This window comes from Variovorax multivorans (assembly GCF_051216835.1).
Classification (GTDB): domain Bacteria; phylum Pseudomonadota; class Gammaproteobacteria; order Burkholderiales; family Burkholderiaceae_C; genus Variovorax.
This window is the reverse complement of the sequence record NZ_JBPJZL010000011.1, coordinates 190,647-212,048: the sequence shown is the minus strand read 5'-3', so window position 1 is coordinate 212,048 and position 21,402 is coordinate 190,647. Positions and strand designations below refer to the sequence as shown.

The 21,402-nt window shown below is 63.0% G+C and carries 20 protein-coding genes; 5 read left to right on the top strand and 15 right to left on the bottom strand.

Features of this window, described 5'->3' with window-relative positions; genetic code table 11:
- The first annotated feature begins 7 nt into the window (after positions 1-7).
- Positions 8-1,255: a glycolate oxidase subunit GlcF gene (gene glcF / locus ACSFCA_RS26880; protein ID WP_435461530.1), complete on the top strand. Its 1,248-nt coding sequence runs from the start codon at positions 8-10 to the stop codon at positions 1,253-1,255.
- 89 nt (positions 1,256-1,344) lie between these two features.
- Entirely contained in the window at positions 1,345-1,782 is a 438-nt protein-coding gene (locus tag ACSFCA_RS26875) for a carboxypeptidase regulatory-like domain-containing protein (protein WP_435461531.1), read from the top strand.
- Between the two features lie 25 nt (positions 1,783-1,807).
- Here the strand turns inward: ACSFCA_RS26875 and ACSFCA_RS26870 are convergent, their stop codons facing one another.
- The 3 genes from ACSFCA_RS26870 to lplT all read right to left on the bottom strand — a co-directional run bounded on the left by ACSFCA_RS26870 (position 1,808) and on the right by lplT (position 4,567).
- Positions 1,808-2,296, bottom strand: coding sequence for a glutathione peroxidase (locus ACSFCA_RS26870; protein WP_435461532.1), 489 nt, complete (start codon positions 2,294-2,296; stop codon positions 1,808-1,810).
- 11 nt (positions 2,297-2,307) lie between these two features.
- Positions 2,308-3,198, bottom strand: coding sequence for a DMT family transporter (locus tag ACSFCA_RS26865; RefSeq protein ID WP_435461533.1), 891 nt, complete (start codon positions 3,196-3,198; stop codon positions 2,308-2,310).
- 64 nt (positions 3,199-3,262) lie between these two features.
- The gene (gene lplT / locus ACSFCA_RS26860; RefSeq protein WP_093175613.1) at positions 3,263-4,567 is read right to left on the bottom strand and encodes a lysophospholipid transporter LplT; all 1,305 of its coding nucleotides are present in this window, start codon (positions 4,565-4,567) and stop codon (positions 3,263-3,265) included.
- Positions 4,568-4,749: 182 nt separating this feature from the next.
- Between lplT and alr the strand changes: the two genes are divergently transcribed.
- Both alr and ACSFCA_RS26850 read left to right on the top strand, forming a co-directional pair.
- Positions 4,750-5,850 (top strand): alanine racemase, encoded by a 1,101-nt coding sequence (alr, locus tag ACSFCA_RS26855; RefSeq protein WP_093076686.1) that lies wholly within the window; start codon positions 4,750-4,752, stop codon positions 5,848-5,850.
- Positions 5,847-6,602 (top strand): hypothetical protein, encoded by a 756-nt coding sequence (locus ACSFCA_RS26850; protein WP_435461534.1) that lies wholly within the window; start codon positions 5,847-5,849, stop codon positions 6,600-6,602. Before alr ends, ACSFCA_RS26850 begins: the two co-directional genes overlap by 4 nt.
- On the opposite strand, the gene ACSFCA_RS26845 is transcribed toward ACSFCA_RS26850, so the two are convergent.
- Positions 6,556-7,506: a LysR family transcriptional regulator gene (locus ACSFCA_RS26845; RefSeq protein ID WP_435461535.1), complete on the bottom strand. Its 951-nt coding sequence runs from the start codon at positions 7,504-7,506 to the stop codon at positions 6,556-6,558. The two genes, ACSFCA_RS26850 and ACSFCA_RS26845, sit on opposite strands and share 47 nt — an antisense overlap.
- Before the next feature lie 95 nt (positions 7,507-7,601).
- Between ACSFCA_RS26845 and ACSFCA_RS26840 the strand changes: the two genes are divergently transcribed.
- On the top strand, positions 7,602-8,615 hold the full coding sequence (locus ACSFCA_RS26840) for a DMT family transporter (protein WP_435461536.1): 1,014 nt from the start codon (positions 7,602-7,604) through the stop codon (positions 8,613-8,615).
- On the opposite strand, the gene ACSFCA_RS26835 is transcribed toward ACSFCA_RS26840, so the two are convergent.
- The 11 genes from ACSFCA_RS26835 to ACSFCA_RS26785 form a co-directional block, all read right to left on the bottom strand.
- The gene (locus ACSFCA_RS26835) at positions 8,503-9,306 is read right to left on the bottom strand and encodes a phytanoyl-CoA dioxygenase family protein (RefSeq protein WP_435461537.1); all 804 of its coding nucleotides are present in this window, start codon (positions 9,304-9,306) and stop codon (positions 8,503-8,505) included. The genes ACSFCA_RS26840 and ACSFCA_RS26835 overlap by 113 nt on opposite strands.
- A 29-nt stretch (positions 9,307-9,335) precedes the next feature.
- Positions 9,336-10,646, bottom strand: coding sequence for a lipopolysaccharide biosynthesis protein (locus ACSFCA_RS26830; protein ID WP_435461538.1), 1,311 nt, complete (start codon positions 10,644-10,646; stop codon positions 9,336-9,338).
- Positions 10,571-11,839 carry a hypothetical protein gene (locus ACSFCA_RS26825; RefSeq protein WP_435461539.1) on the bottom strand — a complete coding sequence of 423 codons (1,269 nt, stop codon included), beginning with the start codon at positions 11,837-11,839 and terminating at the stop codon, positions 10,571-10,573. Before ACSFCA_RS26825 ends, ACSFCA_RS26830 begins: the two co-directional genes overlap by 76 nt.
- Positions 11,836-12,909: a glycosyltransferase gene (locus tag ACSFCA_RS26820; RefSeq protein WP_435461540.1), complete on the bottom strand. Its 1,074-nt coding sequence runs from the start codon at positions 12,907-12,909 to the stop codon at positions 11,836-11,838. Before ACSFCA_RS26820 ends, ACSFCA_RS26825 begins: the two co-directional genes overlap by 4 nt.
- Positions 12,910-12,922: 13 nt before the next feature.
- Positions 12,923-14,074, bottom strand: coding sequence for a polysaccharide pyruvyl transferase family protein (locus ACSFCA_RS26815; protein ID WP_435461541.1), 1,152 nt, complete (start codon positions 14,072-14,074; stop codon positions 12,923-12,925).
- Positions 14,071-15,129 (bottom strand): hypothetical protein, encoded by a 1,059-nt coding sequence (locus ACSFCA_RS26810; RefSeq protein ID WP_258351816.1) that lies wholly within the window; start codon positions 15,127-15,129, stop codon positions 14,071-14,073. The genes ACSFCA_RS26815 and ACSFCA_RS26810 overlap by 4 nt, the downstream gene beginning before the upstream one ends.
- A gap of 92 nt (positions 15,130-15,221) precedes the next feature.
- On the bottom strand, positions 15,222-15,944 hold the full coding sequence (locus tag ACSFCA_RS26805) for a sugar transferase (protein ID WP_435461542.1): 723 nt from the start codon (positions 15,942-15,944) through the stop codon (positions 15,222-15,224).
- A gap of 326 nt (positions 15,945-16,270) precedes the next feature.
- Positions 16,271-18,535: a polysaccharide biosynthesis tyrosine autokinase gene (locus ACSFCA_RS26800; RefSeq protein WP_435461543.1), complete on the bottom strand. Its 2,265-nt coding sequence runs from the start codon at positions 18,533-18,535 to the stop codon at positions 16,271-16,273.
- On the bottom strand, positions 18,532-18,990 hold the full coding sequence (locus ACSFCA_RS26795; RefSeq protein WP_258351812.1) for a low molecular weight protein-tyrosine-phosphatase: 459 nt from the start codon (positions 18,988-18,990) through the stop codon (positions 18,532-18,534). Before ACSFCA_RS26795 ends, ACSFCA_RS26800 begins: the two co-directional genes overlap by 4 nt.
- Positions 18,987-20,150 (bottom strand): polysaccharide biosynthesis/export family protein, encoded by a 1,164-nt coding sequence (locus ACSFCA_RS26790; protein ID WP_258351811.1) that lies wholly within the window; start codon positions 20,148-20,150, stop codon positions 18,987-18,989. The genes ACSFCA_RS26795 and ACSFCA_RS26790 overlap by 4 nt, the downstream gene beginning before the upstream one ends.
- A gap of 910 nt (positions 20,151-21,060) precedes the next feature.
- Entirely contained in the window at positions 21,061-21,264 is a 204-nt protein-coding gene (locus ACSFCA_RS26785) for a hypothetical protein (protein ID WP_176928761.1), read from the bottom strand.
- Between the last annotated feature and the right edge of the window lie 138 nt (positions 21,265-21,402).

Below are 21,402 nucleotides of genomic sequence, written 5' to 3'. Positions count from 1 at the left end.
GACAGACATGCAAACCGAGCTCGCCCCCGAATTCCGCGGCACCGACGAAGGCCGAGAAGCCGAAGCCATCCTGCGCAAATGCGTGCACTGCGGCTTCTGCACCGCCACCTGCCCGACCTACCAGCTGCTCGGCGACGAGCTGGACAGTCCGCGCGGGCGCATCTACCTCATCAAGCAGGTGCTCGAGGGCAAGGAGCCCACGCGCAGCACGCAGCTGCACCTCGACCGCTGCCTGACCTGCCGCAACTGCGAAAGCACCTGCCCGAGCGGCGTGCAGTACGGCAACCTCGTCGACATCGGCCGCAAGATCGTCGACCAGAAGGTGCCACGCCCCGCGATGGAATCGGCGCAGCGCTGGCTGCTGAAGGAAGGCTTGCCGTCGCCGCTCTTCGGCCCCGCGATGAAGCTCGGCCAATCGGTGCGCGGCCTCCTGCCCGAGGCGCTGAAAGCCAAGGTGCCCGCGAAGCAGGAAGCCGGCGCATGGCCCACTGCCACGCATGCACGCAAGGTGCTGATGCTCGCGGGCTGCGTGCAGCCGTCGATGATGCCCAACATCAACAGCGCCACCGCACGCGTGCTCGACGCGGCCGGCATCCAGGCCGTGATTGCGCCAGCGGCCGGCTGCTGCGGCGCGGTGAAGTTCCACCTCAACGACCAGGACGGCGGCAAGGCGCAGATGCGCGCCAACATCGACGCGTGGTGGCCCTTGGTGGAGCGCCGTCCTGACGAAGGTGGAGTCGAGGCCATCGTCATGAACGCCTCGGGCTGCGGCGTCACCGTGCGCGAGTACGGCCACATCCTGCAGCGCGATGCGGCCTATGCGCTGAAGGCCGCGCGCATCAGCGAGCTCACGCGCGACCTGAGCGAGCTGCTGCCCGACCTCGTGCCCGTGCTCAAGGCCCGCGTGAAGGCGCCTGCGGGCGTGGTGGCCTACCACCCGCCGTGCACGCTGCAGCACGGCCAGAAGCTGCGCGGCGGCGTCGAGACGCATCTGCGCGCGCTCGGCTTCGATGTGCGCGTGGCAATGAACGAATCGCACCTGTGCTGCGGTTCGGCCGGCACCTACTCGGTGCTGCAGCCCGAGCTGGCCTATCCGCTGCGCGACCGCAAGCTGGGCCACCTGAAGCAGCTGCAGCCCACCACCATCGCGTCGGCCAACATCGGCTGCATCACGCACCTGCAAAGCGGCAGCGGCGACACGCCGGTGCGGCACTGGGTCGAGCTGCTGGACGCGGCGCTGTCTGACAAGGCCTGATCGCACAAGCAGGAGGGTGTTGGTCCGACTCGCGCGGAGCCGGTTCGCGGCGCATCATGGCTGCACCGAATCTGCAAGGAGCCAGTGCCATGTCCCATGTTGTCGCATCCCTTATTCCTTCCACGCTGCGGCGCGTGCTGCTGGCCTGCACCTGCGCGGCCGGCGCGATGGCCGCGCAGGCGCAAGGCGCCATGCCGCCCTGGCAGGGCGCGGGCCCGGCGCGCTATGTGTGCGGTGGTATCGGCTCCGACGAATCGACAGCCATGCGCGCCGCCATGAAGGACCATCCGCTGGCATTGCTGTTCGCGCGCGCCGATGGCGCCTATCTGGCGAATGTCGACGTGACGATCAAGGGCGGCGACGCCAACAACGCTGCCGCACTGGCATTCCGCGCCAGCGGCCCGGTCTGCCTGGTGGACCTGCCGAACGGGCGCTACGTGATCGATGCGGCCATGCCCGGTGGCGCAGCCAAGACCCAGACCGTGACGGTGGGCAGCGGCTCGAAGACGGCCGACTTCAGGTTCTGAGCGGCCTGAACGGGGGCAGGGGGCTTCAGCCCGCCGCCAGCGCGGCCTCGACGTCGCGTGTGAGCGAGGCCGGCGTGTCCAGCGGCGCATAGCGCTTGAGCACGGTGCCGTCGCGCCCGACCAGGAACTTGGTGAAGTTCCACTTGATGGCCGTGCTGCCCAGCAGGCCCGGCTTTTCCTTGGTGAGCCACTGATAGAGCGGCGCGGCGTTGCTGCCGTTCACGTCGATCTTTTCCATCATCGGAAAGCTCACGCCATAGTTCTTGGTGCAGAAGGCGCCGATTTCCTCGTTGCTGCCCGGGTCTTGCGCGCCGAACTGGTTCGACGGAAATCCCAGCACCGTGAGCCCCTGGTCGGCGTACTTCTCGTGCAGCGCCTCCAGCCCGGCGAACTGCGGCGTGAAGCCGCATTTGCTGGCGGTATTGACGATCAGCAGCACCTTGCCCTTGAAGGCGGAGAGCTTCACCGGCTTGCCGTCGATCTGGTTGGCCTCGAAGTCGTAGACGCTGGTCATGTTGTTGTTCCTCAGATGGGAGAAGAGGCGCGATCATCGCGCCGCGCGGGCGTTCGTGCAAACGCCGCCCAGACGGCACCCAGCACGATCAGCGCGCCGCCGGCGAGGATGCGCGGGCTCATTTCAGCCGCGCCCAGCGCCACCGACGACACGCTCGCGAACAGCACCTCCGACAGCATGATCACCGAGGTCGCGGCGGCCGCGAGCCGGGCTGCGCCGTACTGCAGGCACACATTGGCGAAGACGAAAGCTATGCCCAGCGGCACCGCCCAGCCAAGCCAGCCCGGCGAGGCGTGCAGCGGCGAATCGAATGCGCCGAGCGCGGTGCCACCCAGTGCCGTGACGCCGGCCACGAAGGCGCAGCCGCAGAACATTGCCAGCGCGCGCGACTCGCCCGGAGCCTGCCGCAGATGGCGCAGCGCGATGTTGGTAACGGCAAAGCCGAAGCCCGCCGCCACGCCCAGCCAGTCGGGCAGGCTCGACGGCACAGGCCAGTCGGCGCCCGGCGCCTTCAGCACCACCACCACGCCGGTCAGCGCCAGCGCCACGCGCGCGAGCGCACCGCCGGTCGGCCGCTCGCCCAGCAGCAGCCAGCCCAGCAGCACGCTCCACAGCGGCATCAGATAGAACAGCAGCACCACGCGCACCACGTCGCCCTGCGTCACGGCCCAGTTGAAACCCACGTTGGTGAAGCCGGCCGCGAAGCCCAGCACCGCCAGCATCGGAAAGGCCGCGAAGCCTTTCCACGCGTGCCGGCGCATGAGGCCCATCACGGTCGCGATGGCCAGGTAGATGAGGCAGGTGGCCCACAGCGGATGCATGCCATGGCCTGCGATCTGGCGGAAGGGGAACCATGAAACGCCCCAGACGAAGGCGTTGAAGATCAGGGCGAGCGCGGGCATGGTGGCGTTGGAAAAGGGGGAGCGCCGGGCGCGCCGGCCGTTTCACCAACGCGGGCGCGCGAGGTCAGTGATGCTTGTCGCTGCGGGCGATGGCCAAGAGGTGCTCGACCTCTTCGGGGTACTTCTTCAGGTTGTTCTCGTGCCAGCGCTTGATGAGCCACATGCAGCCCGCCACCACCAACCCGAACGCGCTGATCGCGCCGTAAGCCGAGAGGCCCAGCCCCGTGCACACGCTGTAGAAACCGCCCAGCAGAAGAATGCAGGCCTGCTCGTTGAAGTTCTGCACCGCGATGGAGCGGCCCGCGCCCATCAGGTTGTGGCCGCGGTGCTGCAGCAGCGCATTCATCGGCACCACCAGGAAGCCGCCCAGGCCGCCCAGCAAAATCAGGAACGGCACCGCCAGCCACACGTTGCTGATGAAGTTCATGCAGATGACCATCAGCCCCATCGCGATGCCCATGGGTATCACACGCGTGGCCATGTCCAGCCGCATGCGCATCGAGGCCACGATGGCGCCCACGGCCGTGCCGATGGTCACCACGCCCGTCAGCGCCGAGGCCTGCGTGGTGTTGTAGCCCAGCGCCAGCGAGGCCCAGGCCAGCACGATGTACTTGAGGTTGCCGCCCGCGCCCCAGAACAGCGTGGTGGTGGCCAGCGAGATCTGGCCGAGGCGGTCGCGCCACAGGCGGGCATTGCAATGCCAGAAGTCGGGCAGCAGCGCGGCGATGTTGCGCGCCATGCCGTGCTCGGGGTTGGAGCGCAGCGGGCGCATCTCGACGCCGGTGTGCGGAATGCGCGTGTTGAACCAGGCCGCCAGCACGTAGACGAAGATCAGCACCGCGATTGCGGCCTCGGCCGGCGTGTCGATGCCGGTGTCGATGAACGGGAGATCGAAGGCCAGCAGCTTGCTGGAGATGGAATGCCCCACCAGCGTGCCGCCCAGCACGATGCCCAGCAGGATCGACGCGATGGTCAGCCCCTCGATCCAGCCGTTGGCCTTGACCAACTGGGACGCCGGCAGCAGCTCGGTCAGGATGCCGTACTTGGCCGGCGAATACGCCGCGGCGCCCAGCCCCACGATCGAATAGGACAGCAGCGGGTGCGAGCCGAACAGCATCATCAGGCAGCCCACCACCTTGATGGCATTGCTGATGAACATCACCTTGCCCTTGGGCAGGGCGTCGGCAAAGGCGCCCACCAGCGGCGCCAGCACCACGTAGAAGACCGCGAAGATCGGCACCAGTGCCGCGCGCTGCCATTCAGGCGCGCCCGAACTTCGCATGAGATCGACGGCAACAACGAAAAGCGCTTGGTCGGCCAGCGACGAAAAGAACTGGGCCGACATGATCGTGTAGAAACCGCGCTTCATCGATGGGCTGGCTGGCCAGAGGGTCTGCTGGCGGTAGTGAAAAAGTGTCGCGTTGCGGGCGAATGGGCGGTTATAGCACGGGGGTGCGACGCGGAATCCGGCGTCCCCACGGTGTTCGACCTCATTCCCGAAGATGCTAAAACGTGGTCTGCATTGTCCCCGAGTCTCTCCCGGAACCACCCATGCCGCGTCCCATACTCGCCACTGTCCACACCGACGCCCTGCGTCACAACCTCGACCGGGCGCGCCGCTCGGCCCTCGAAGCCCGCGTCTGGGCCGTCGTCAAGGCAAATGCCTATGGCCATGGCATCGAGCGGGTCTATGAAGGATTGCGCGGCGCCGACGGCTTCGCGCTGCTCGATCTGGCCGAGGCCGAGCGCGTGCGCGCCCTCGGCTGGCGCGGCCCGGTGCTGCTGCTGGAAGGCGTTTTCGACGCCCGTGACCTGGAGCTGTGCTCGCGGCTGGACCTCTGGCACACCGTGCATTGCGACGAGCAGATCGACATGCTCGCCGCCCACAAGACCCTGAAGCCGCAGCGCGTGTTCCTGAAGATGAATTCGGGCATGAACCGCCTGGGCTTCACGCCCGAGCGCTTCGGCTCCGCCTGGACCCGTCTCAACGCGCTCACGCAGGTCGACGAGATTTCGCTCATGACCCACTTCAGCGACGCCGACGGCGCGCGCGGCATCGGCCACCAGTTCGAGACCTTCGAGCGCGTCACCCGCGACCTGCCGGGCGAACGCTCCATCGCCAACAGCGCCGCCACCCTGCGCCATGCCGACCAGACGCGCGGCGACTGGGTGCGCCCCGGCATCCTGCTGTACGGCAGCGCGCCCGATTTTCCCGAACACGATTCGGCGCACTGGCAGCTGCAGCCCACCATGACGCTGTCGACCCAGCTCATCTCGGTGCAGACGCTGAAGGCCGGCGACACCATCGGCTACGGCTCCAACTTCACGGCCGAGGGCCCGCTCACCATCGGTGTGGCGGCGGTTGGCTATGCCGACGGCTATCCGCGCCACTGCAACACCGGCACGCCGGTGCTGGTGAACGGCGTGCGCACCCGCATGGTCGGCCGCGTGAGCATGGACATGATCACCGTGGACCTCACGAACGTGCCCGACGCGAAGTTCGGCAGCGAGGTCACGCTGTGGGGCAAGTCGGCCAAGACGGGGGCCGTGCTCCCCATCGACGAAGTCGCGCGAGCCGCGGGCACCGTCGGCTATGAATTGATGTGCGCCGTGGCGCAGCGCGTGCCGTTCGCTCCCGTCGAAGGTCAATGAAGATCCTTTCCGACTGGCGCTCCGTGCGCCTGTGGGAAACGCAGGTCGAACGCGACCTGCATCGCGACTACAGCCTGCGCACGCACGGCATCCTGATCGGCACCTTCACGCTGCTGCTGATGTGGGGCGTGTCGGCGCTGCAGATGCACCTGCTGCATGTCGATTCGCTGGCGGTGCGCTACTTTCTCACGCTGGGCGTGGGGTACCTGGGCTATCTGCTGGTGCTGCGCTGGTGGGCCAGGCGGCTGGTCGAGGGCCGCAAGACGGACTTCGATGTCGATGCGCCCGACGTCGACTTCGGCAGCGGACGCGGCGGCGGCTCCCAGAGCCACGTGAGCGTCGGCGATGCCCATGGCGGTGGTGGTGACGGCAGTGCCCTGTCCGACGTGGCGAGCGGTGCGCTCGAAGTCGCCGGCTCCGCGGACGAAGGCGCGATCATCGTCGTGCCGGTGGTCGCGATCTTCCTGATTTGCGTGGCCATCTTGTTCGGCGCCGGCTCGCTCGTGCTGCTGTACTTCAGCTGGGACGCGCTGCTGGCCGTGGCCATCGAAGTCGCCTTCTCGTACGTGTCGGCCCGCGCCGCGGTGCGCGTGGCGCGCGAAGGCTGGCTCATGGCCGCCGTGCGGCTCACGTGGAAGCCGCTGCTGGGTGCGGTCGCGAGCGCGGTGATCCTCGGCGCGCTGCTCGATCACTTCATGCCGCAGGTCAACTCCTTGCCCGAGGCGGTGCGCGTTCTGCTGAAGACGCACTGAGCGCACCGAGCAGGTGCTCGATCAGCACCTTGCATTTGGGAGCGGCGAAGCGGTTGGGCGGGTACAGGATGTACGCGTGTCCGTGGTAGTTGCCCTGGAACTCCCAGTCCGCCAGCACGCGCACCACGCTACCCGCGTTCAGTGCATCGCATGCGATGAACGCCGGCACGCAGGCGATGCCCAGGTCCGCCAGCGCGCCTTCGAGCCGCACCTCGCTGTGGTTGGAGATGTAGCGGCCGCGCACGACGACTTCGGCGGCTTCTTCGCCCTTCTTCCTGAATCGCCAGTGGTTGTCCCGCTCGTGCTCGCCGAGCGACAGGCAGCTGTGCGCGAGCAGGTCGCCCGGATGCCCGATGGCCGCGTGCCGCGCCAGGTACGCCGGCGTTGCGCACAGGATGTGTTCCACCGTCATCAGCTGCCGCGCCACCAGCCCTTCGGGCGGCTCCGTCGTCAGCCGCACCACCAGATCGACGCCCTCGCGGATCGGATCGATGTCGCGGTCGGCCACGATGAGCTGCACGTCCACTTCCGGATAGCGCCGCAGGAAGTCGAGGATGTGCCGATGCAGCACGCGCCGCGCAAAGGCTTTCGGCGCACTGATGCGCACCAGCCCGCTCGGCCCGGCTGCGAACTGCTGCCCGATTTCCATCGTGCCCTGAGCCGCCAGCACCAGCTCGCGGCAGCGCGCGAAGGCCTCGGCACCGGGCTCGGTCAGCCGCAGCTGGCGCGTCGTGCGCTGCAGCAGCTGCACGCCGATCTCCTTTTCGAGTCGCTTCACCTGCCGGCTGGCGGCCGACGGCGTCATGCCCAGCAGATCGGCCGCTGCCGAGAAGCTGCCCAGCTCGGCAACCCGCAGGAAGGTCACCATCTCCGGCAGCACGTTGAGAAATGAATTCGTTCCCACGACGCAATAGTCCTGTTCCGGCCGATGGCTGTGCGGCCCGGGTGATGCCCAGAACAATTCCCTCTTTGGTTGTTCATGGACGGCGGGCCGACAGTATGGATTCAAAGAAGCGGGCAGGCATTAGGGCGGGCGTCGGCCTGGCCGAAATCATGCTGTTGCTGGTGGCCGCGGTGTGGGGCGGAAGCTATGCGGTGGCCAAGCAGGCGACGCAGCAGTTGCCCGTGCTGGAGTTCATCGCTCTGCGCTTCGGGCTGACCTTCGTCGTGCTGCTGCCCGCGCTGAGGCCGCTGTTCAACGCGCAGTGGCGGCAGGGCCTCATGGCAGGCGGCCTGCTCGGTGCGAACCTGCTGGCGATCTTCGTGTGCGAGACCTTCGGCGTGTCGCTGACCACGGCGAGCAATGCGGCGTTCCTCATCAGCCTGTGCGTCGCGCTCACGCCATTCGTCGAATGGTGGCTGCTGGGCCAGCGGCCGGCGCGGCGCATGTTCTGGGCGGCGGGCCTGTCGGCGCTGGGGGCCACGATGCTGTCGGCCACCTCGCCCGCGGATCTGTCGGTCGGCTGGGGCGACGGCTTGATGGTGATCGCCGCCTTCCTGCGCGCCGTGATGGTGTGCATGACGCGGCGGCTGGCCGGGCGGCACTCGATGCCGGCGCTGACGTTGACTGCCGTGCAGGCGGGCGTGATGGCTCTCGGCGCAGCGGCGATCTCGCTCGTCGCCTCGCCGGCCCATGGCGCATGGCACATGCCGCCGGCCGCGGCATCGTTCTGGTGGGGCATGGCGTACCTCGTGCTGCTGTGCACCGTCTTCGCATTCTTTGCGCAGAACCATGCTGCCTCGCGTTCGAGCCCGAGCCGGGTGTCGCTGCTGATGGGGAGCGAGCCGGTGTTCGGGGCGCTGATCGCGATGTACGGGTTCGGCGAGAGGATCGGCCCCTGGGGATGGGCGGGGGGCTTGCTGATTGTTGTCGCAGCCTGGTGGGTGACGTCGGATTGCCCTACACCGCGCGAAACACCTCCGGAAAATCGCCCGTCTTCTGCCCGTCGCGCCACGCAAGGCCCGCGGTGTCCAGCGGTCCGGGCATCGGCGACGGACGATGCTTCAGCGTGAGCTCGTCATCGGCATAGAGGATGGCAAAGGCCCTGCGCTTCTCGTTGAAGTTCAGGCCGGGGCCGGCATGGTGCAGCGCCCGGTAGTTGAAGACCACTACGTCGCCCGGGTCCACCTCGTAGCCCACGATGTCGAAGGCACTGCGATTGGCTTCGATGTCCGGCAGTTCGAACTCATCGTCCAGCACCTCGATCTTGCTGCCGCTCAGCCCATAGTGCGTTTTCCAGAGGTGCGAGCCGCGCACCACCTCGATGGCGGTTTCGCGCGGCATGTGGTCGACCGGCATCCACACGCGCACGATGCGGTGGCTGTCCGCCAGTCCATAGGACGTGTCCTGGTGCCAGGGTGTCTCGGCCGCCGGGCCGCGGCCCTTGTAGAACAGCTGGTCGTAAATCCAGCGCAGCCGTCTCGTCACGGTCAGCTGCTTGGCGATCTCGCCGGCGCCTGATTCGAACACCACGCGCTGGAGCATGCCGTTCTTCACCGAAGGCATCTGGTCGATCAGCAGATAGAGCGGGTCGGCATCCACCACGGTCGCGTAGGGCGAAGGAGCGCGGCGCTGCTGCTCGATGCCGTCCTGCGCCAGCTGGATCCATTCGGGCGAGATGATCTTGCGCAGGCACACCACGCCATCCCTCAGGAACCGAAGGCGCTCGTCGATGCTTACGCTGCGAAGCAAAGGGTTGCTCATAAAGATCTCCAAGGCCTGCTTGCCCGTTTTCAGGCACTCTCCCCTGTCGTTGTCGCTCGCATGAAATAGAACAGCCAGCCGATCATCAAAGCGGCCATGCAGGCGAAGCCCCATGTCATGGCGCGGATGGTCTGGATGTATGAGATGGGTGGCGTTGCCGCGAACATCAGAATGGCGAACACCACGGCGCCGACGATCGAGCACAGCAAGAGGGCACCTGGCCGTGCGGCCGCCCTGAAGCCCGTCCGCAGGCACATGGTCAGCCCGAAGATCGCGGGCGCGTAGAAGAAGGGGGAAAAGTCCATTCCCTTGTAGTTCGGGCCGAATGCCAGGACGACGAGGCGGGGCCCCAGCAGGCCCAGCAAGACGCCGACCCCTTCGGCAATCACGAACCCGAGCAGCACGAACTTGATGAAATCGCGGAAGGCCTTTTTTCGTCCTTCGGAATTCCAGTTCGCCGCCAGTTGCGGAAGCAGGTAGTAGCCAAGCGCCGACAGCACGTACTGCATCGGCAGCAGGAAGGTGATGTAGATCTTGAGCAAGCCACCCTGCTCGGAGTCTGCCGAAGAGCCGAGCAGCAGGATGGCCCCTCCCGTCATGATCCAGCTCATGAACTGGGAGAGGCTGGCCTTCCAGCCATAAGCCATCGATTCGCCGACCGTCAGCCCTTGCGCATTTTTCGCCGCCGGAAGCGGAAGAATCACGTTCCCCGCATTCCTGAGCACCAGAAAAAGAAACGGGACCTGGATGATGGAAATCAGCAGCAGGGCTTCCATCCACGTCGTGGGCTTTTCGGCCTTCAGGATGGCGACATACCCCACGCTGACCAGCACACCGGTGACGCAAAGAATCCCGTACCGCCGTCCCGTGAGCAGGAGGCTGCGCGAAATCCAGAAGATCTCGTAGCCGACGATCAAGGCCACGCCCACCCAGTGCAGCTGCCCGGGAAAAGCCGCCACTTGCCAGGCCGCGTACCCCAGAAGAGAAAAAAGAACCACCAGAGCCCATGAGAGCCATGCCGCGGATCGATGCGCGTAGTAGCGCTTGATCAGCAAGGGCTCATGCACCATGGCCATGTGCAGGATGTATTGAAAGCTGCTCACCGCCAGGAATGCGGAGGCAACGCCGAAATCCGAAGGCGAAAGCACGCGGGCCAGCGCAAAGCTCAGCAGCAGTTGGCTCGCGCTGTATATGCATTGGTCTGCAACGGCGTAGATCGGACCACCAAGGCGCTTTCTGAGTCCGGACAGATGCTTCATCCCGTTCAGTCCGATATGGACAGCAAAACGGGATTGGCAGTCGCCTTCACAGAAAAGCTCCCGCCCGACGGGCTTCCGCAACTGCCTTCACGCATCTGGGGGAAGAAGTCGACGCGCGTGCATTTCTTGCCGCTGCCCGCGGGGACCGACACGGTTTGTTCCGGGCCCTGCGTCCAGACCACATGCAGCAAGGACTCGCCGCGACGCAGCACGAGCTGACTCATGCCCTTGGCATCCTGGTACGACACCTTCTGGGAGTGCCTGGCGATCTTGAGAAATTCGGTCAGCGCGGAGTACGCCTCCTTTTTCTCTCCGGCTTTGGACTTGATTCCGAAGTTGTCTTCCTTCGAAAAGTAAGACTGGCCCCTGTCGCGCCACGAGTAGAGGTTCAGCAGCTTGATGCCCGCTGCGGCATTGATCAGGTACTCCCTGAAGATCAACGAAGCCTGTGCGTTGCGGTCGCGAACCGGCATGTACGAGGCGTAGCCCCATTCCGAAGCGACGATGCCGGTCTTCTTCAGTTGCCGCTGGTCCAGTTGCGCACGCAGCTTCTGGTAGTCGGCCAGCGCCGTTTCGGGAACCGAGCGGTATGGATGAATCGAGATGTCAGTCAGGCAGTCGGTCCTGGCGGCCGAGACAAAGGCATCTTCCAGCTCCGAAGGAACCTTGCCTCCGGCGAAGGGCAGCTTCGCGAAGCCGTATCCGATGACGATGTTCGGCTGGATCTTTTGCTGCACCAGCTTGTTGCACAGCTCCGACGAGGCGGTGCCGAAGTTCGAAAGAAGGTTGGGCTGCAGGAATGTCTTGTTGTCCGGCTCGTTCCATATCTCCCAGACGGCGACATCGGTGGTGTGCGCCTTCATGAAGTCGCTCGCAAAGTCCGCGAACATGGTTTCCCTGCTGCGGTTGCCACCACGCAGGTCCGAGGGCTCGTGCCCCCAGATTTCGCGGCCACCAAACAAGGTGACGATGGCTTCGAGCCTGGCCTTGCGCACGCGCTGGATCAGGCCCGGGTAGTCGATCAAATTGGGGTTGACGCTTTTCAGCGGTGGCCGCACGCCGAACCGCACGAACTCGAAACCGGCCGCACGTATTTCATGCAGGTCGTCGTCCGTGATGGTCGCGGGATCGATCTGCACGCTCAGCGCAACCGGGTACTCCGAGGTAAGGCCGTCGATGCCCCTGGCATTGGCTGTGCCGAGGGATGCGGCAGTGAACAGCAGGGCGCCCAGCAGCCCGACGAGGCTTCGGGCAAAGAATGCAGAAATCTTCATGGCAGAACCGACTCCTTGTACAGATCGACGATGGCGGCGTTCATTCGCTGCGAAGTGAACTTCTCTTCGAAGATCCTTCGCCCGGTCTGCCCCATCTGTCGCAAGGTTTCATTCGGGATGCCGTCGATTTCCCGCAGCATCTGGTCCATCTGCTCCAGGGAAAAGAGCCGGCCGCTCCTGTCGTCTTCAACGATGTCGACAAGACCGCCCACGGCGGACGCAAAAACCGCCTTGCTCCTCGCCATTGCTTCGACTGCAACGAGCCCGAAGCCTTCCCACCTCGACGGAACGATGATGGCGTCGCAGTCCTGGTAGACGGCGTCCAGCTCGTCTTTTTCCAGCCAGCCCTTGAACTCGACCCGATCGGCCTTGGCAAGAAAAAGATCATTCCGCACGGCCTCGCCGACGACGATCAGCTTGAAATTCGGCTTCACCCTGTTGTACGAGTCGAGCAGGACGTCGATTCCCTTTTGCCGGTCGAGCCGGCCGACGAACAGGACCTTTCGCGGGCTGTGTTCGGCTTCACCAGGCAGCAATTGACTCGGCAGCCTGGGACTGACGGAATCGATCCCGTTGGGAATGCATGTGCATCGCCTGATGCCGGATTTCGACGCGATCCTGACCTCATGGCGGCTGATGCAGATGATGGCGTCGCTGCGCGAGGAAAGCAGCCGCTCGATCCATCGGTAAGCCGACTTCTTGTAGCGGGACGCAGCCTGATCGAAGGCCCAGCCGTGGGAGCAATAGACGATCTTCACCTCGCTGGGTATCTGCCCGAGCATGGCCATGACCCGGACGATGCCTCCGGCAATCGAGCTGTGCAGGTGGAGCACGGAGGGGCGCTCCGATTCGATGATCTTCTTCACGCGCGCGGCGTAGCCCACCAGGGACAGGGGGCTGCGGGCGGTGGGCACCACGTGGGCGCTCTCGGGGGTCAGCCAATCGACCGTTCCGGGCAGTATGAATTTCACCTGGCTGATTTCCGGAGAGTTCTTCTGGAAATTCGAAACGATCCGAAGATAAGTTTCCAACCCGCCCTTGAGCGTTTCGGCAACGTGCAGTACTTTCATGGAGATTCGCTCCTCAGATCAATGCGTGGGTTCCGGCGATGACTTCGGTCTTCAATTCGTCCAGTCTTCTGCGGTCGGCATTTTTTTCGTTGAGCAGATTCAGTACGGAGGCCTTCAGCTCTTCCCGGCGGGGCGACAGGCCGAACAGATACTGGGTTCGGTCCGTCAGCTGGAAAAAGGACTCGACCTTCTTGTCCCAATTCATCCCGATGGAGGGAATGTTCAGGCTGTAGGCGACGATGTTTGCGTGCAGCCGGTGCGCCGCAATGCACGAGCAGGCGCTGATCAGCGCAACAAGATCGTCGGGGCGCTTGGGAACGACGAACGAGAAGCCCGGCGCGGCTGCCCGCGAAGAAGAAATCTCGGCAAGGATCTTGTTGTCCTCTGCCGCGCCGTTCGTGAAATACAGCACTCGCGCGCCTTCCGCCTGCAATGCTTCGGCCAGACCCGAGAAGAATTCTGCGGACCCGCTGGTGCGCGTGTCCCCGTATTCGGAATTCATCACCAGGGCATCGAGGCTGCTGACGCAGATTCCCACGTCCCATTTTTTGTCCGGAGAAAGCTCATCCGAAAAGGCGCTTGCGCAAACCAGCGCGGGGTCGGGGACGACCTTGATCTCGCTGCGCGGAATGTCGAAGAACGCGTGCAGGTTGTTCGCCGAGTCCACATCGCGCGTCGCGTAGAAAACGGGGGCGGCGTTCCTGAGGAATTTCTTGACCAGAAATTTCCCCCAGAACGACCATTTGGCCGTGACGCCAACCGAGACCACCGCGACCTTCTTGCCGCGAAGCAACCTGCTCAGCAGAAACAGCTTGGCGGGAAAGTTCAGCGCCACGTCGCAGAACAGCTGGCCGCCGCCGATGAGGACCAGATCCGCGTCATCTACTGCAGCTTTCCATTGCCTGCGCCAGCCCAGGAGGTAGTTCTTGAGGCAGTACGCAAAAACGATTGCCGATCGCAGCAGGGACGGCATCTTCTGGAAGATTTCGAATGCGCCGCCGCCGCGCAGATTCGATTCGTCGAACGCAACGCGGCCGGCGATGTCGAGGAACTCCACCTTCGCCTCCGGATATTTCATGCCGGCGATGTGAGCCAGCGACGCCGCGATGACCCCGTCACCCAGGTTGTCGCTGTACGGCACCGCACAAATCAGGATTTTTTTCATCTGGAGACTGCTTTGTTCTCGGAAACTTTGATGGCAATGATGTAGAGCATTACGGAAGTCAAATGCCTGGTGAAGCTGCCGAGATCTGGTTCAAATATCAATTGCACGAGAATGTGCGCTATGAAAAGGCTGCCGAAAAAACGTGGCTCGAACCGATCCGGATCGCGCTTTGACTTTCGCCGCGCCCTGTACAGAATGATCAGCATGGCTGCGATCATCAATTGCATGAACGCGTCGCTCGCAGTCTGAAAATAAAGAACCGGCGTGATCAGCACCGTTGCTGCATAGACGTAATTGACCAGAAACCCGGGGCCGGTAGCGGGAGACGCAATATTGGTAAAGGCCGTTCTGTTGTCGCTGCCGATCTGTTCCGCGTAGGCATTCGAGGTATCTCGCGGCGATTGAAGCGTCTGCAAAATACTGGAAGGCGCGGCCATGATCGCGCCGACGACCACAATGGCGGCCAGAATGTGATATTTAAGAGGGCGCCGCCACAGGTAATAGACCATGAAAAACACACCGACAATCAACAAATAATATTGCCGTACAAAGACCCCGTAGATCGCGTAAAGAAAAAGGAAGGCACCGACGGTAAGTACTTTCGACGTTCGAAAATAGATGGTCGAAACGGTAATGAACATGGTCATGATGAGCACGACCGTCTCCTTGGACGGCGCAAACATGTTCAGCATGATGCAAGGCGCAATCAGCAGCAGCCTGGCGAAAAAGTCGCCGGTCTTGCGAACGTCGTGAGTCGCGAAAAACAAAAATATGATGCTCACGCCGCAGGTGAAAACATCCAGGTTGTCGACCCCGATAACGGCGAACAGTGCTGCGGTGACTGCGAACGAGTTGTCCATGTCACCCGTGCCGCCGTAATTGAGGATCTCGATGATCTTTGCCGAGTCCACGCTCCATTTCTCGGGAAGCATTTCCCTGAAATACGCGTAGATGATCGTGTACACGAGCACGATCAGTATTCCGGCAATCGAGAATTGATTGAAGCGGCGCGTGCTTCTTCTTCTCACCGCCGGTCCCGGAATGGCGTGGCTCATCCGCATGTGGATTCCAATCCAATCATTTCGAAAGCGAAGGAAAATCTGTCCGGCCGGCCCGGCCGGAGCCGATCATCCGGGACCGATGAAATTCATCGGGACCCGTGACCGGCAGCAACCACCAAGATGGTTCTGAAGAAGATGTCCACGTCCTTCCCGACGGAAAGGGTCTCGACATACCTCACGTCCAACGCAACGCGTGCGTTGTAGGTCAGCTGATTGCGACCGCTGACCTGCCACAGGCCCGTGATTCCGGGGCGGACAGCGCAGTAGTGCGACCAGTTCTGGCCGTAGAGCTCCTTCTGCTCGAGCATGCAGGGGCGGGGGCCGATGAGGCTCATGTCGCCCGTCAGCACGTTCCAGAATTGCGGCAGTTCGTCCAGGCTGGTCTTGCGGATGAATTTGCCGAAACGCGTGATCCGTGGATCGTCGTCCAGCTTTTGGTATTCATCCCATTGGCGGCGTGCCTCTGGATTGCTTTTCAGATGTTCCTCGAGCACCTGGGCCGAATTGGCGATCATCGAGCGGAATTTGTAGAACCTGAATATTCGTCCGTCTTTTCCGTAGCGCGACTGGTAATACAAAACCGGAGATCCGGAGCTGATCAGCACGAAGAGGCCGATCAGCACGAAGAGCCAGCCGAATGCGGCAAAAAAGAACAGCGCGGCGGCAATGTCTACCGATCTTTTCCCTAGCCGCAGTACGGCCGGATGATGAATTCCGGTTTGCGAGCCGCCTCGGGACATTTCACCGCTTGCGTCCGAAATATTCCAGCCTTGCGGTACCAGCGATTCTTCAGGGTGGAGATTTCCCATGGGATTTCTCCGCCCGGATTTGAAGCGCGACAAGATTTCTCGTCGAAATGATTTCATTTTTGACGCACCTTTCCTCACGCAGGCAAATGCCTGCATGTCCTCTGTTATGGCCTTGGTTTTTTGGCCGAGACGACCCGCACAAATGCCTCGTAGGATCTGCAATGCAGAAACTATTGCGCGGCCAAATGACTCGATGAAGGCAATACAAATGGACTAATCGCCATTTGTAGTGCCTTATTACTCCGAATACTAATTGAGTATTTAATCGATGAGTTGGAACAAAATTCCATGCTCATGATTTTGAATTTAACTCCAAATTTCGCGGTCTAGGTGGAATCCCTGTTGGTATTGTATGTATATTGTAAATGCTTGTAAGCACCATATTTGTAACTCCCGCTTCCAGCGTGGCGGCGGGTTAGATCAATAGCATTCAGAATTACGCCATTTACTGTGCGACCTGCATGCGCAAGTCTTCTGACGCTCTCATTCAATTCGCCGAGATGGGTTTTTTCGGCGCGTGCAACGAGTAGCAAAGTGCTCGCAAGCGGGGCAACCGATGCGGTATCCGCGGCAACGAGAACCGGGGCCGTGTCGATGATGACGAGGTCGTATAGCGGAGATAACTTTTCCAGTACCTGGACAAAGGAATCGCTCGTCAGCAGCTCGGCCGGATTGGGTGGAAGCACACCCGTAGTAATGACGTCCAGATTCGGCAGGGCCGACGGGCGAATCGCTTTCTCGAAGTCGAGCGTTCCGGCGATCAATTCGGACAGGCCGGAAGACCGCGGGATCGAGAGGAATTGATTCACGCGGCCCTTTCGCAGGTCCGCGTCGATCAGCAGAACCCGCTTTCCGGTTGCCGCGGTGATTGCCGCGAAGTTGATCGAGATGAAGGTCTTGCCCACGCCAGGCGTCGCGCCGGAGATGAGCAGGCGGTTGTTGGTCGCTTCCAGCATGGCGAACTGCAGCGCGGTGCGAAGGCTGCGCAGGCTTTCCACCGCGGGGTCTTCGGGGAACAGGTGCGCCAGAACATGCTTGCCGACGACCTTGTTCTCGATGTTCCTCTCGATCGTGCGCTGGGCGGCGCTCAGCGGAATGCTGCTGTAGACGTTGAGCCCGGTGTGGCTTTCGATTTCTCCCGGATTGCGGATGCCGCCGAAGAACGAGCTCCTTGCAACCGCGGCGCCGATGCCGGCAGCCAGCCCCAGGATCACGGCCAGCGCGATGACCAGGGGCCGCTTGGGCCAGACCGGCTCTTCCGGAACGATGGCGTCGTCCAGCAGGCGCACATTGCCCACCTTGCCTTCCTTGGCCAGCCGCATCTGCAGCGAGCTGTTGAGAAGCGACACGTACAGGTCGGTATTCACCTTGATGTCGCGCTGCATGCGAACGGTGTTCTGCTGCAGCTCCGGCATCTTGCGGATGCGCGCATCGACGGACGCGAGCGCGCTCTTCCATGCTGCGACCTGGGAGTCCAGCGTCTGGACGGCGGGATGCTCGCCCGTGAAGCGCGCGGTGAGTTCGCGCCGCTTCTGTTCCGCCTCGAGCAGCTTGGACTGCAGGTCGACGGTCTGGGTCAGCGCGTTCTTCGCCTCGTCGTCGAGACTGACCGTGCCGTTCTGGTTTCTGTAGCGGTTGTAGATGTCTTCGGATTGCTCCAGCTGCTTCTTGAACTGGGGCAGCGCACCGTCCAGGAAGCCCAGTGTCTTCTCGGCCTCGGCGGCCTTGCGCTCCATGTTCTGGCGAACGTAGAGGCGGCCGATTTCGTTGAGCAGCTGCGTCAGCTTTTCTGCGTCGCCGCTTCTCCAGCTGACATCGAGCACGCCCGACTGCTTGCCCTTTTCCACGACCTTCAGGTTGTCCTGCAGCGCCAGCAGCGTCAGCTGCGTCGAAGACCGCACGAGCTGGAACTGCGCGCCCGGCTTCGCGTTGATGTTGCTGACCAGCAGGCTCACGCTGCCGTTCGGAACGCCGGGAACGCTCGCCACCAGCAAGGTGCCGATGGCGCCCTTCATCGGCGTGTCGATGTCGGGGTTGCTCAGCTCGTACTGCCCGTCGGCCCCGAGGGTCAGCGTGAACGGCTTTTCCTCGAAATCAGCGGGAACGTCGAACCTTGGAACGAGGATGCTCTCGGTGCCCGTCACGTAGCCCGAAAGCCCCATGAAGCCGGGGTCCGACAGCTCGGTGGCGCGGCGGGCGAGCCAGCTGCCCACGATGGGGGCATACCGCGGCCGCGCGCTGATGTAGAGCTTGGTGTTCTCCACGGCCTTGCCGAGGATGGCGCGCGAGCGAAGGATTTCGATCTCGCCCGCGGCCGGCGTCTTCACGCTCAGCAGCGAGGAGGCGGCATCGCCCAGGAAGCTGCCTGCGGAGTTGCCGGAATCTTCCACCTGCACTGCGACGTTCGCTTCGTAGACGGGCTTGCCGAGGAAGGCGTAGGCAGTGCCCAGGAGCACTGTCACGGCAACGATGGCCGCGACGAGCCAGCGGTGGTCGATCAGGATGTCCAGGTACTCGGCCAGGTTGATGCCGTCGCCATCCTCTTCCAGCGCTTGCATCGGCATCGGCGCGGCTTGCGGGGGTGCGTTCATGTCGGTTGCTGCTCGGGTTTTGTGATTTTCAGAATGCGTTCGATCCATGTCCGGACGCCGGCATCGATCAGGGCCAGGGCGTGCTCGAACGCCGCCTCGTCTTTTCCATACGGGTCGGGCACGTCCTGCGCGACCGAGAACTCGGCAATGCGGAAGACCTTGCCGCGCACGAAGGGGTAGGTCGCTTCGAGATGGCGGCGCTGCTCCCGGTCCATCACCAGGATCAGGTCGGCCTGCCGGCACAGCATCTGGCTCACCTGCTGCGCGATGTGGTCCGAGATGTCGATGCCGCGCCTTCGCATGAGCGCCTGCGACATCGGGTCGGCCGGCTTGCCGACGAGCGCGCCTGTGCCCGCGGAGAACACGCGCAGATGCGGCAATCCCGCGGCAAGAAGGCCTTCCGCCATCGGGCTTCGGCAGATGTTGCCGATGCAGACTGTCAGTACGGATCTCATCGGTGGTTCATGTAGACCTGGTCGCTGTAGTAGAGCGCCTGGGTCGCCGGCAGGATCAGGCTGGCCACCCGGCTCCAGGTGGCCAGCGGCACCGAGTCGATGTAGACCACGTCGCGCGGTTGCAGCGGAAAGCGCTCGGCCAGCGCCAGCGCGGCGGGGTTCTTCGCATTCAGGTGGAAGACCGACGGCGAGCCCTTCGTGTTGTTGGCGTTGTTGCGCACGACATAGATCTGCCCCGTGTTCGCCGTGCCCAGGCTTGCGCTGCCGGCCTCGCCCAGCGCCTCGTTGAGGGTGAGCCTGCCGTTGTGCATGGTCAGCGCCGAGGGCTTGGCGACTTCGCCCATCACGAACACCTTGCTCTCGTCGCGGTTGCGCACCTGCACCACGTCGCCGTTCTGCAGCGGGATCTTGCTGGCGTTGCTGCCCAGGTCCTGCAGCTTGGGCAGGTCGATGAGCGTGGTCTTGTCGCCGCGTGTCAGCGTGATGAACGAACGGTCGCCGCTGGACGTGATGCCGCCGGCCCGGTTGAGCGCTTCGGACAGCGTCATCGGAACGTCGGTGAAGAGCTGCAGCCCCGGCGTGCGCACTTCGCCTTCCACGAATGCACGGCGGCTTCTGAAGGACTGGATGCGCACCGTCACCTGCGGGTCCTTGATGTAGCGCGCGATGCGCTTGGCGATCACGTCGGACGCCTCGATCTCGGTCAGGCCCTGCATCTGGACCCGGCCGATGTACGGAAAACTGATCTGCCCGTTGGCGCCGACGATGAAGCCCGGCGCCACGCTGATGCCCGTGGGGTCCGTCTGCTGGGAAATCACGGCGCCGGCGTTGGGCAGCAGCTCGGGGTGGTCGTAGACGATGACGCCCACGACGTCGCCCGGGCCGATCGTGTAGACCGGGGCTTCGCCGAACAGGGCCTTCACGTCGGGCGGAATCGCCGCCGGCTGCGCCTCGGCCATCGCGCGGATGAGGTTCGGCGAGATGGGGACGAGCGCCTCCTGCGGCGTGCCGTCGGCAGCAAGGGATGGCGCCGGACTCTGATCGGGCTCGTAAGCCACCACGGAGCCAAAGCCCGGTGCGCAGCCCTGAAGCATCAACGCACCGGCCAAGGCGGCACTCCACCCCATCAGGTACAGGTAGCGTGTCAAATGGAACTCCATTGCGAACTTGGTTTTTTCAACAACTGCGATTCATATGCAAAGCCCGAGCCCGATTTGCGCCGGTAATTCTTTTTATTACCAAGACGCTTTTTCCGGCTTGACCGGAGATTTATCGGGAGAGCAATGAAAAGGAAATTGTCGCTGCCTTCGCAGCACCGCTATTTCGTGGAGTAGACGCAAAAGGCGTGTCCATTCGTGGTGCGACCACGCCGGGGGCAGGGTTATCCCTAGCTTCCCCTTTCAGAGACCCTTTTTCATTGGGAATCGAGTGGGCAAACGGCTGGTCAGGATGTCGTCAGCCGAAATGGAAAATGCAACTTATTAATTACCTCATTGATACGGGAAATCGTGGCTCTCGAACCACAGAGGCCACCCGCATAGGGTTTTTGACATTGCGTTCTACTTTGTAAGCAATTGTCAACTAAGTAGGACACAGCCGACAAATCGTGGGCTATGAGCTTCAGTTTGCCCGGTTTGAGCATCGAGCAATGGTGCGGGAGGGTACCCAGTCGGCCGCTGTCCGAGGTGAAGCGGCGATAGGCTTTTCGAATTACTCCCGGAATTCCTCGCCCTCCGCCGGGGCCAGGAGCACCAAGACCGTGCGAAATCTGCCCAGGAAATCGATGAATGATTTCAGGCTAATTGCCGATTCAATTCAGAAGGAATGCGATTTACGGCGGCCTGATTGACACTTTTGTAGTGTTTTCTTATTTGCGTCATTCGGCAGCCGAAGGACGTTTCGGATTTCAATCAATGAAGCCGCGCCTGGCCCATGGTGGGGGCGGGCAAATCAGAAAAAAGAATTCAGATGCGGCCGTGCCAACGCCGTGGCAGGTGAGATCGAAAAAACAAATTGCACCAATTTCCTGCCAAATTGAATGCGAATGTGTCAGGCGAAAAGGCTCAAAGCCTATTGCTCACGGTCGTCGCCGGGGTGACCGAGCTGGTTCTTGGCCGAGCGCACGCCCCGCAAGACAAGGTACAGAGCGCCGCCGCCAACCAGCAGAAAGCCGGCCACAGCCAAGCCGCCCATGCCGAAGGCCCACCACCAGAACAGGCCGCTGATGGGCAGCAGTACCAAGGCCACCAGAAGTTCGATGAAGATCAAGCGCATCTATCTGTCTCCCCCTTCGCTCAAGCACGCATATAGCCTTGTTGATGTGTAAGAAATCGCTACGTGCATTCGAATGGCGAGAGGATAGCCCAAGAAGAAAAAAGGGTGTACAGGGTTCTGCAGACGCTGCATTTGCAG

Coding starts and splice junctions, on each gene's coding strand:
- glcF (WP_435461530.1), top strand. CDS start 8: ATGCAAACCGAGCTCGCCCCCGAATTCCGCGGCACCGACGAAGGCCGA.
- ACSFCA_RS26875 (WP_435461531.1), top strand. CDS start 1,345: ATGTCCCATGTTGTCGCATCCCTTATTCCTTCCACGCTGCGGCGCGTG.
- ACSFCA_RS26870 (WP_435461532.1), bottom strand. CDS start 2,296: ATGACCAGCGTCTACGACTTCGAGGCCAACCAGATCGACGGCAAGCCG.
- ACSFCA_RS26865 (WP_435461533.1), bottom strand. CDS start 3,198: ATGCCCGCGCTCGCCCTGATCTTCAACGCCTTCGTCTGGGGCGTTTCA.
- lplT (WP_093175613.1), bottom strand. CDS start 4,567: ATGAAGCGCGGTTTCTACACGATCATGTCGGCCCAGTTCTTTTCGTCG.
- alr (WP_093076686.1), top strand. CDS start 4,750: ATGCCGCGTCCCATACTCGCCACTGTCCACACCGACGCCCTGCGTCAC.
- ACSFCA_RS26850 (WP_435461534.1), top strand. CDS start 5,847: ATGAAGATCCTTTCCGACTGGCGCTCCGTGCGCCTGTGGGAAACGCAG.
- ACSFCA_RS26840 (WP_435461536.1), top strand. CDS start 7,602: ATGGATTCAAAGAAGCGGGCAGGCATTAGGGCGGGCGTCGGCCTGGCC.
- ACSFCA_RS26835 (WP_435461537.1), bottom strand. CDS start 9,306: ATGAGCAACCCTTTGCTTCGCAGCGTAAGCATCGACGAGCGCCTTCGG.
- ACSFCA_RS26825 (WP_435461539.1), bottom strand. CDS start 11,839: ATGAAGATTTCTGCATTCTTTGCCCGAAGCCTCGTCGGGCTGCTGGGC.
- ACSFCA_RS26820 (WP_435461540.1), bottom strand. CDS start 12,909: ATGAAAGTACTGCACGTTGCCGAAACGCTCAAGGGCGGGTTGGAAACT.
- ACSFCA_RS26815 (WP_435461541.1), bottom strand. CDS start 14,074: ATGAAAAAAATCCTGATTTGTGCGGTGCCGTACAGCGACAACCTGGGT.
- ACSFCA_RS26810 (WP_258351816.1), bottom strand. CDS start 15,129: ATGAGCCACGCCATTCCGGGACCGGCGGTGAGAAGAAGAAGCACGCGC.
- ACSFCA_RS26805 (WP_435461542.1), bottom strand. CDS start 15,944: ATGGGAAATCTCCACCCTGAAGAATCGCTGGTACCGCAAGGCTGGAAT.
- ACSFCA_RS26800 (WP_435461543.1), bottom strand. CDS start 18,535: ATGAACGCACCCCCGCAAGCCGCGCCGATGCCGATGCAAGCGCTGGAA.
- ACSFCA_RS26795 (WP_258351812.1), bottom strand. CDS start 18,990: ATGAGATCCGTACTGACAGTCTGCATCGGCAACATCTGCCGAAGCCCG.
- ACSFCA_RS26790 (WP_258351811.1), bottom strand. CDS start 20,150: ATGGAGTTCCATTTGACACGCTACCTGTACCTGATGGGGTGGAGTGCC.
- ACSFCA_RS26785 (WP_176928761.1), bottom strand. CDS start 21,264: ATGCGCTTGATCTTCATCGAACTTCTGGTGGCCTTGGTACTGCTGCCC.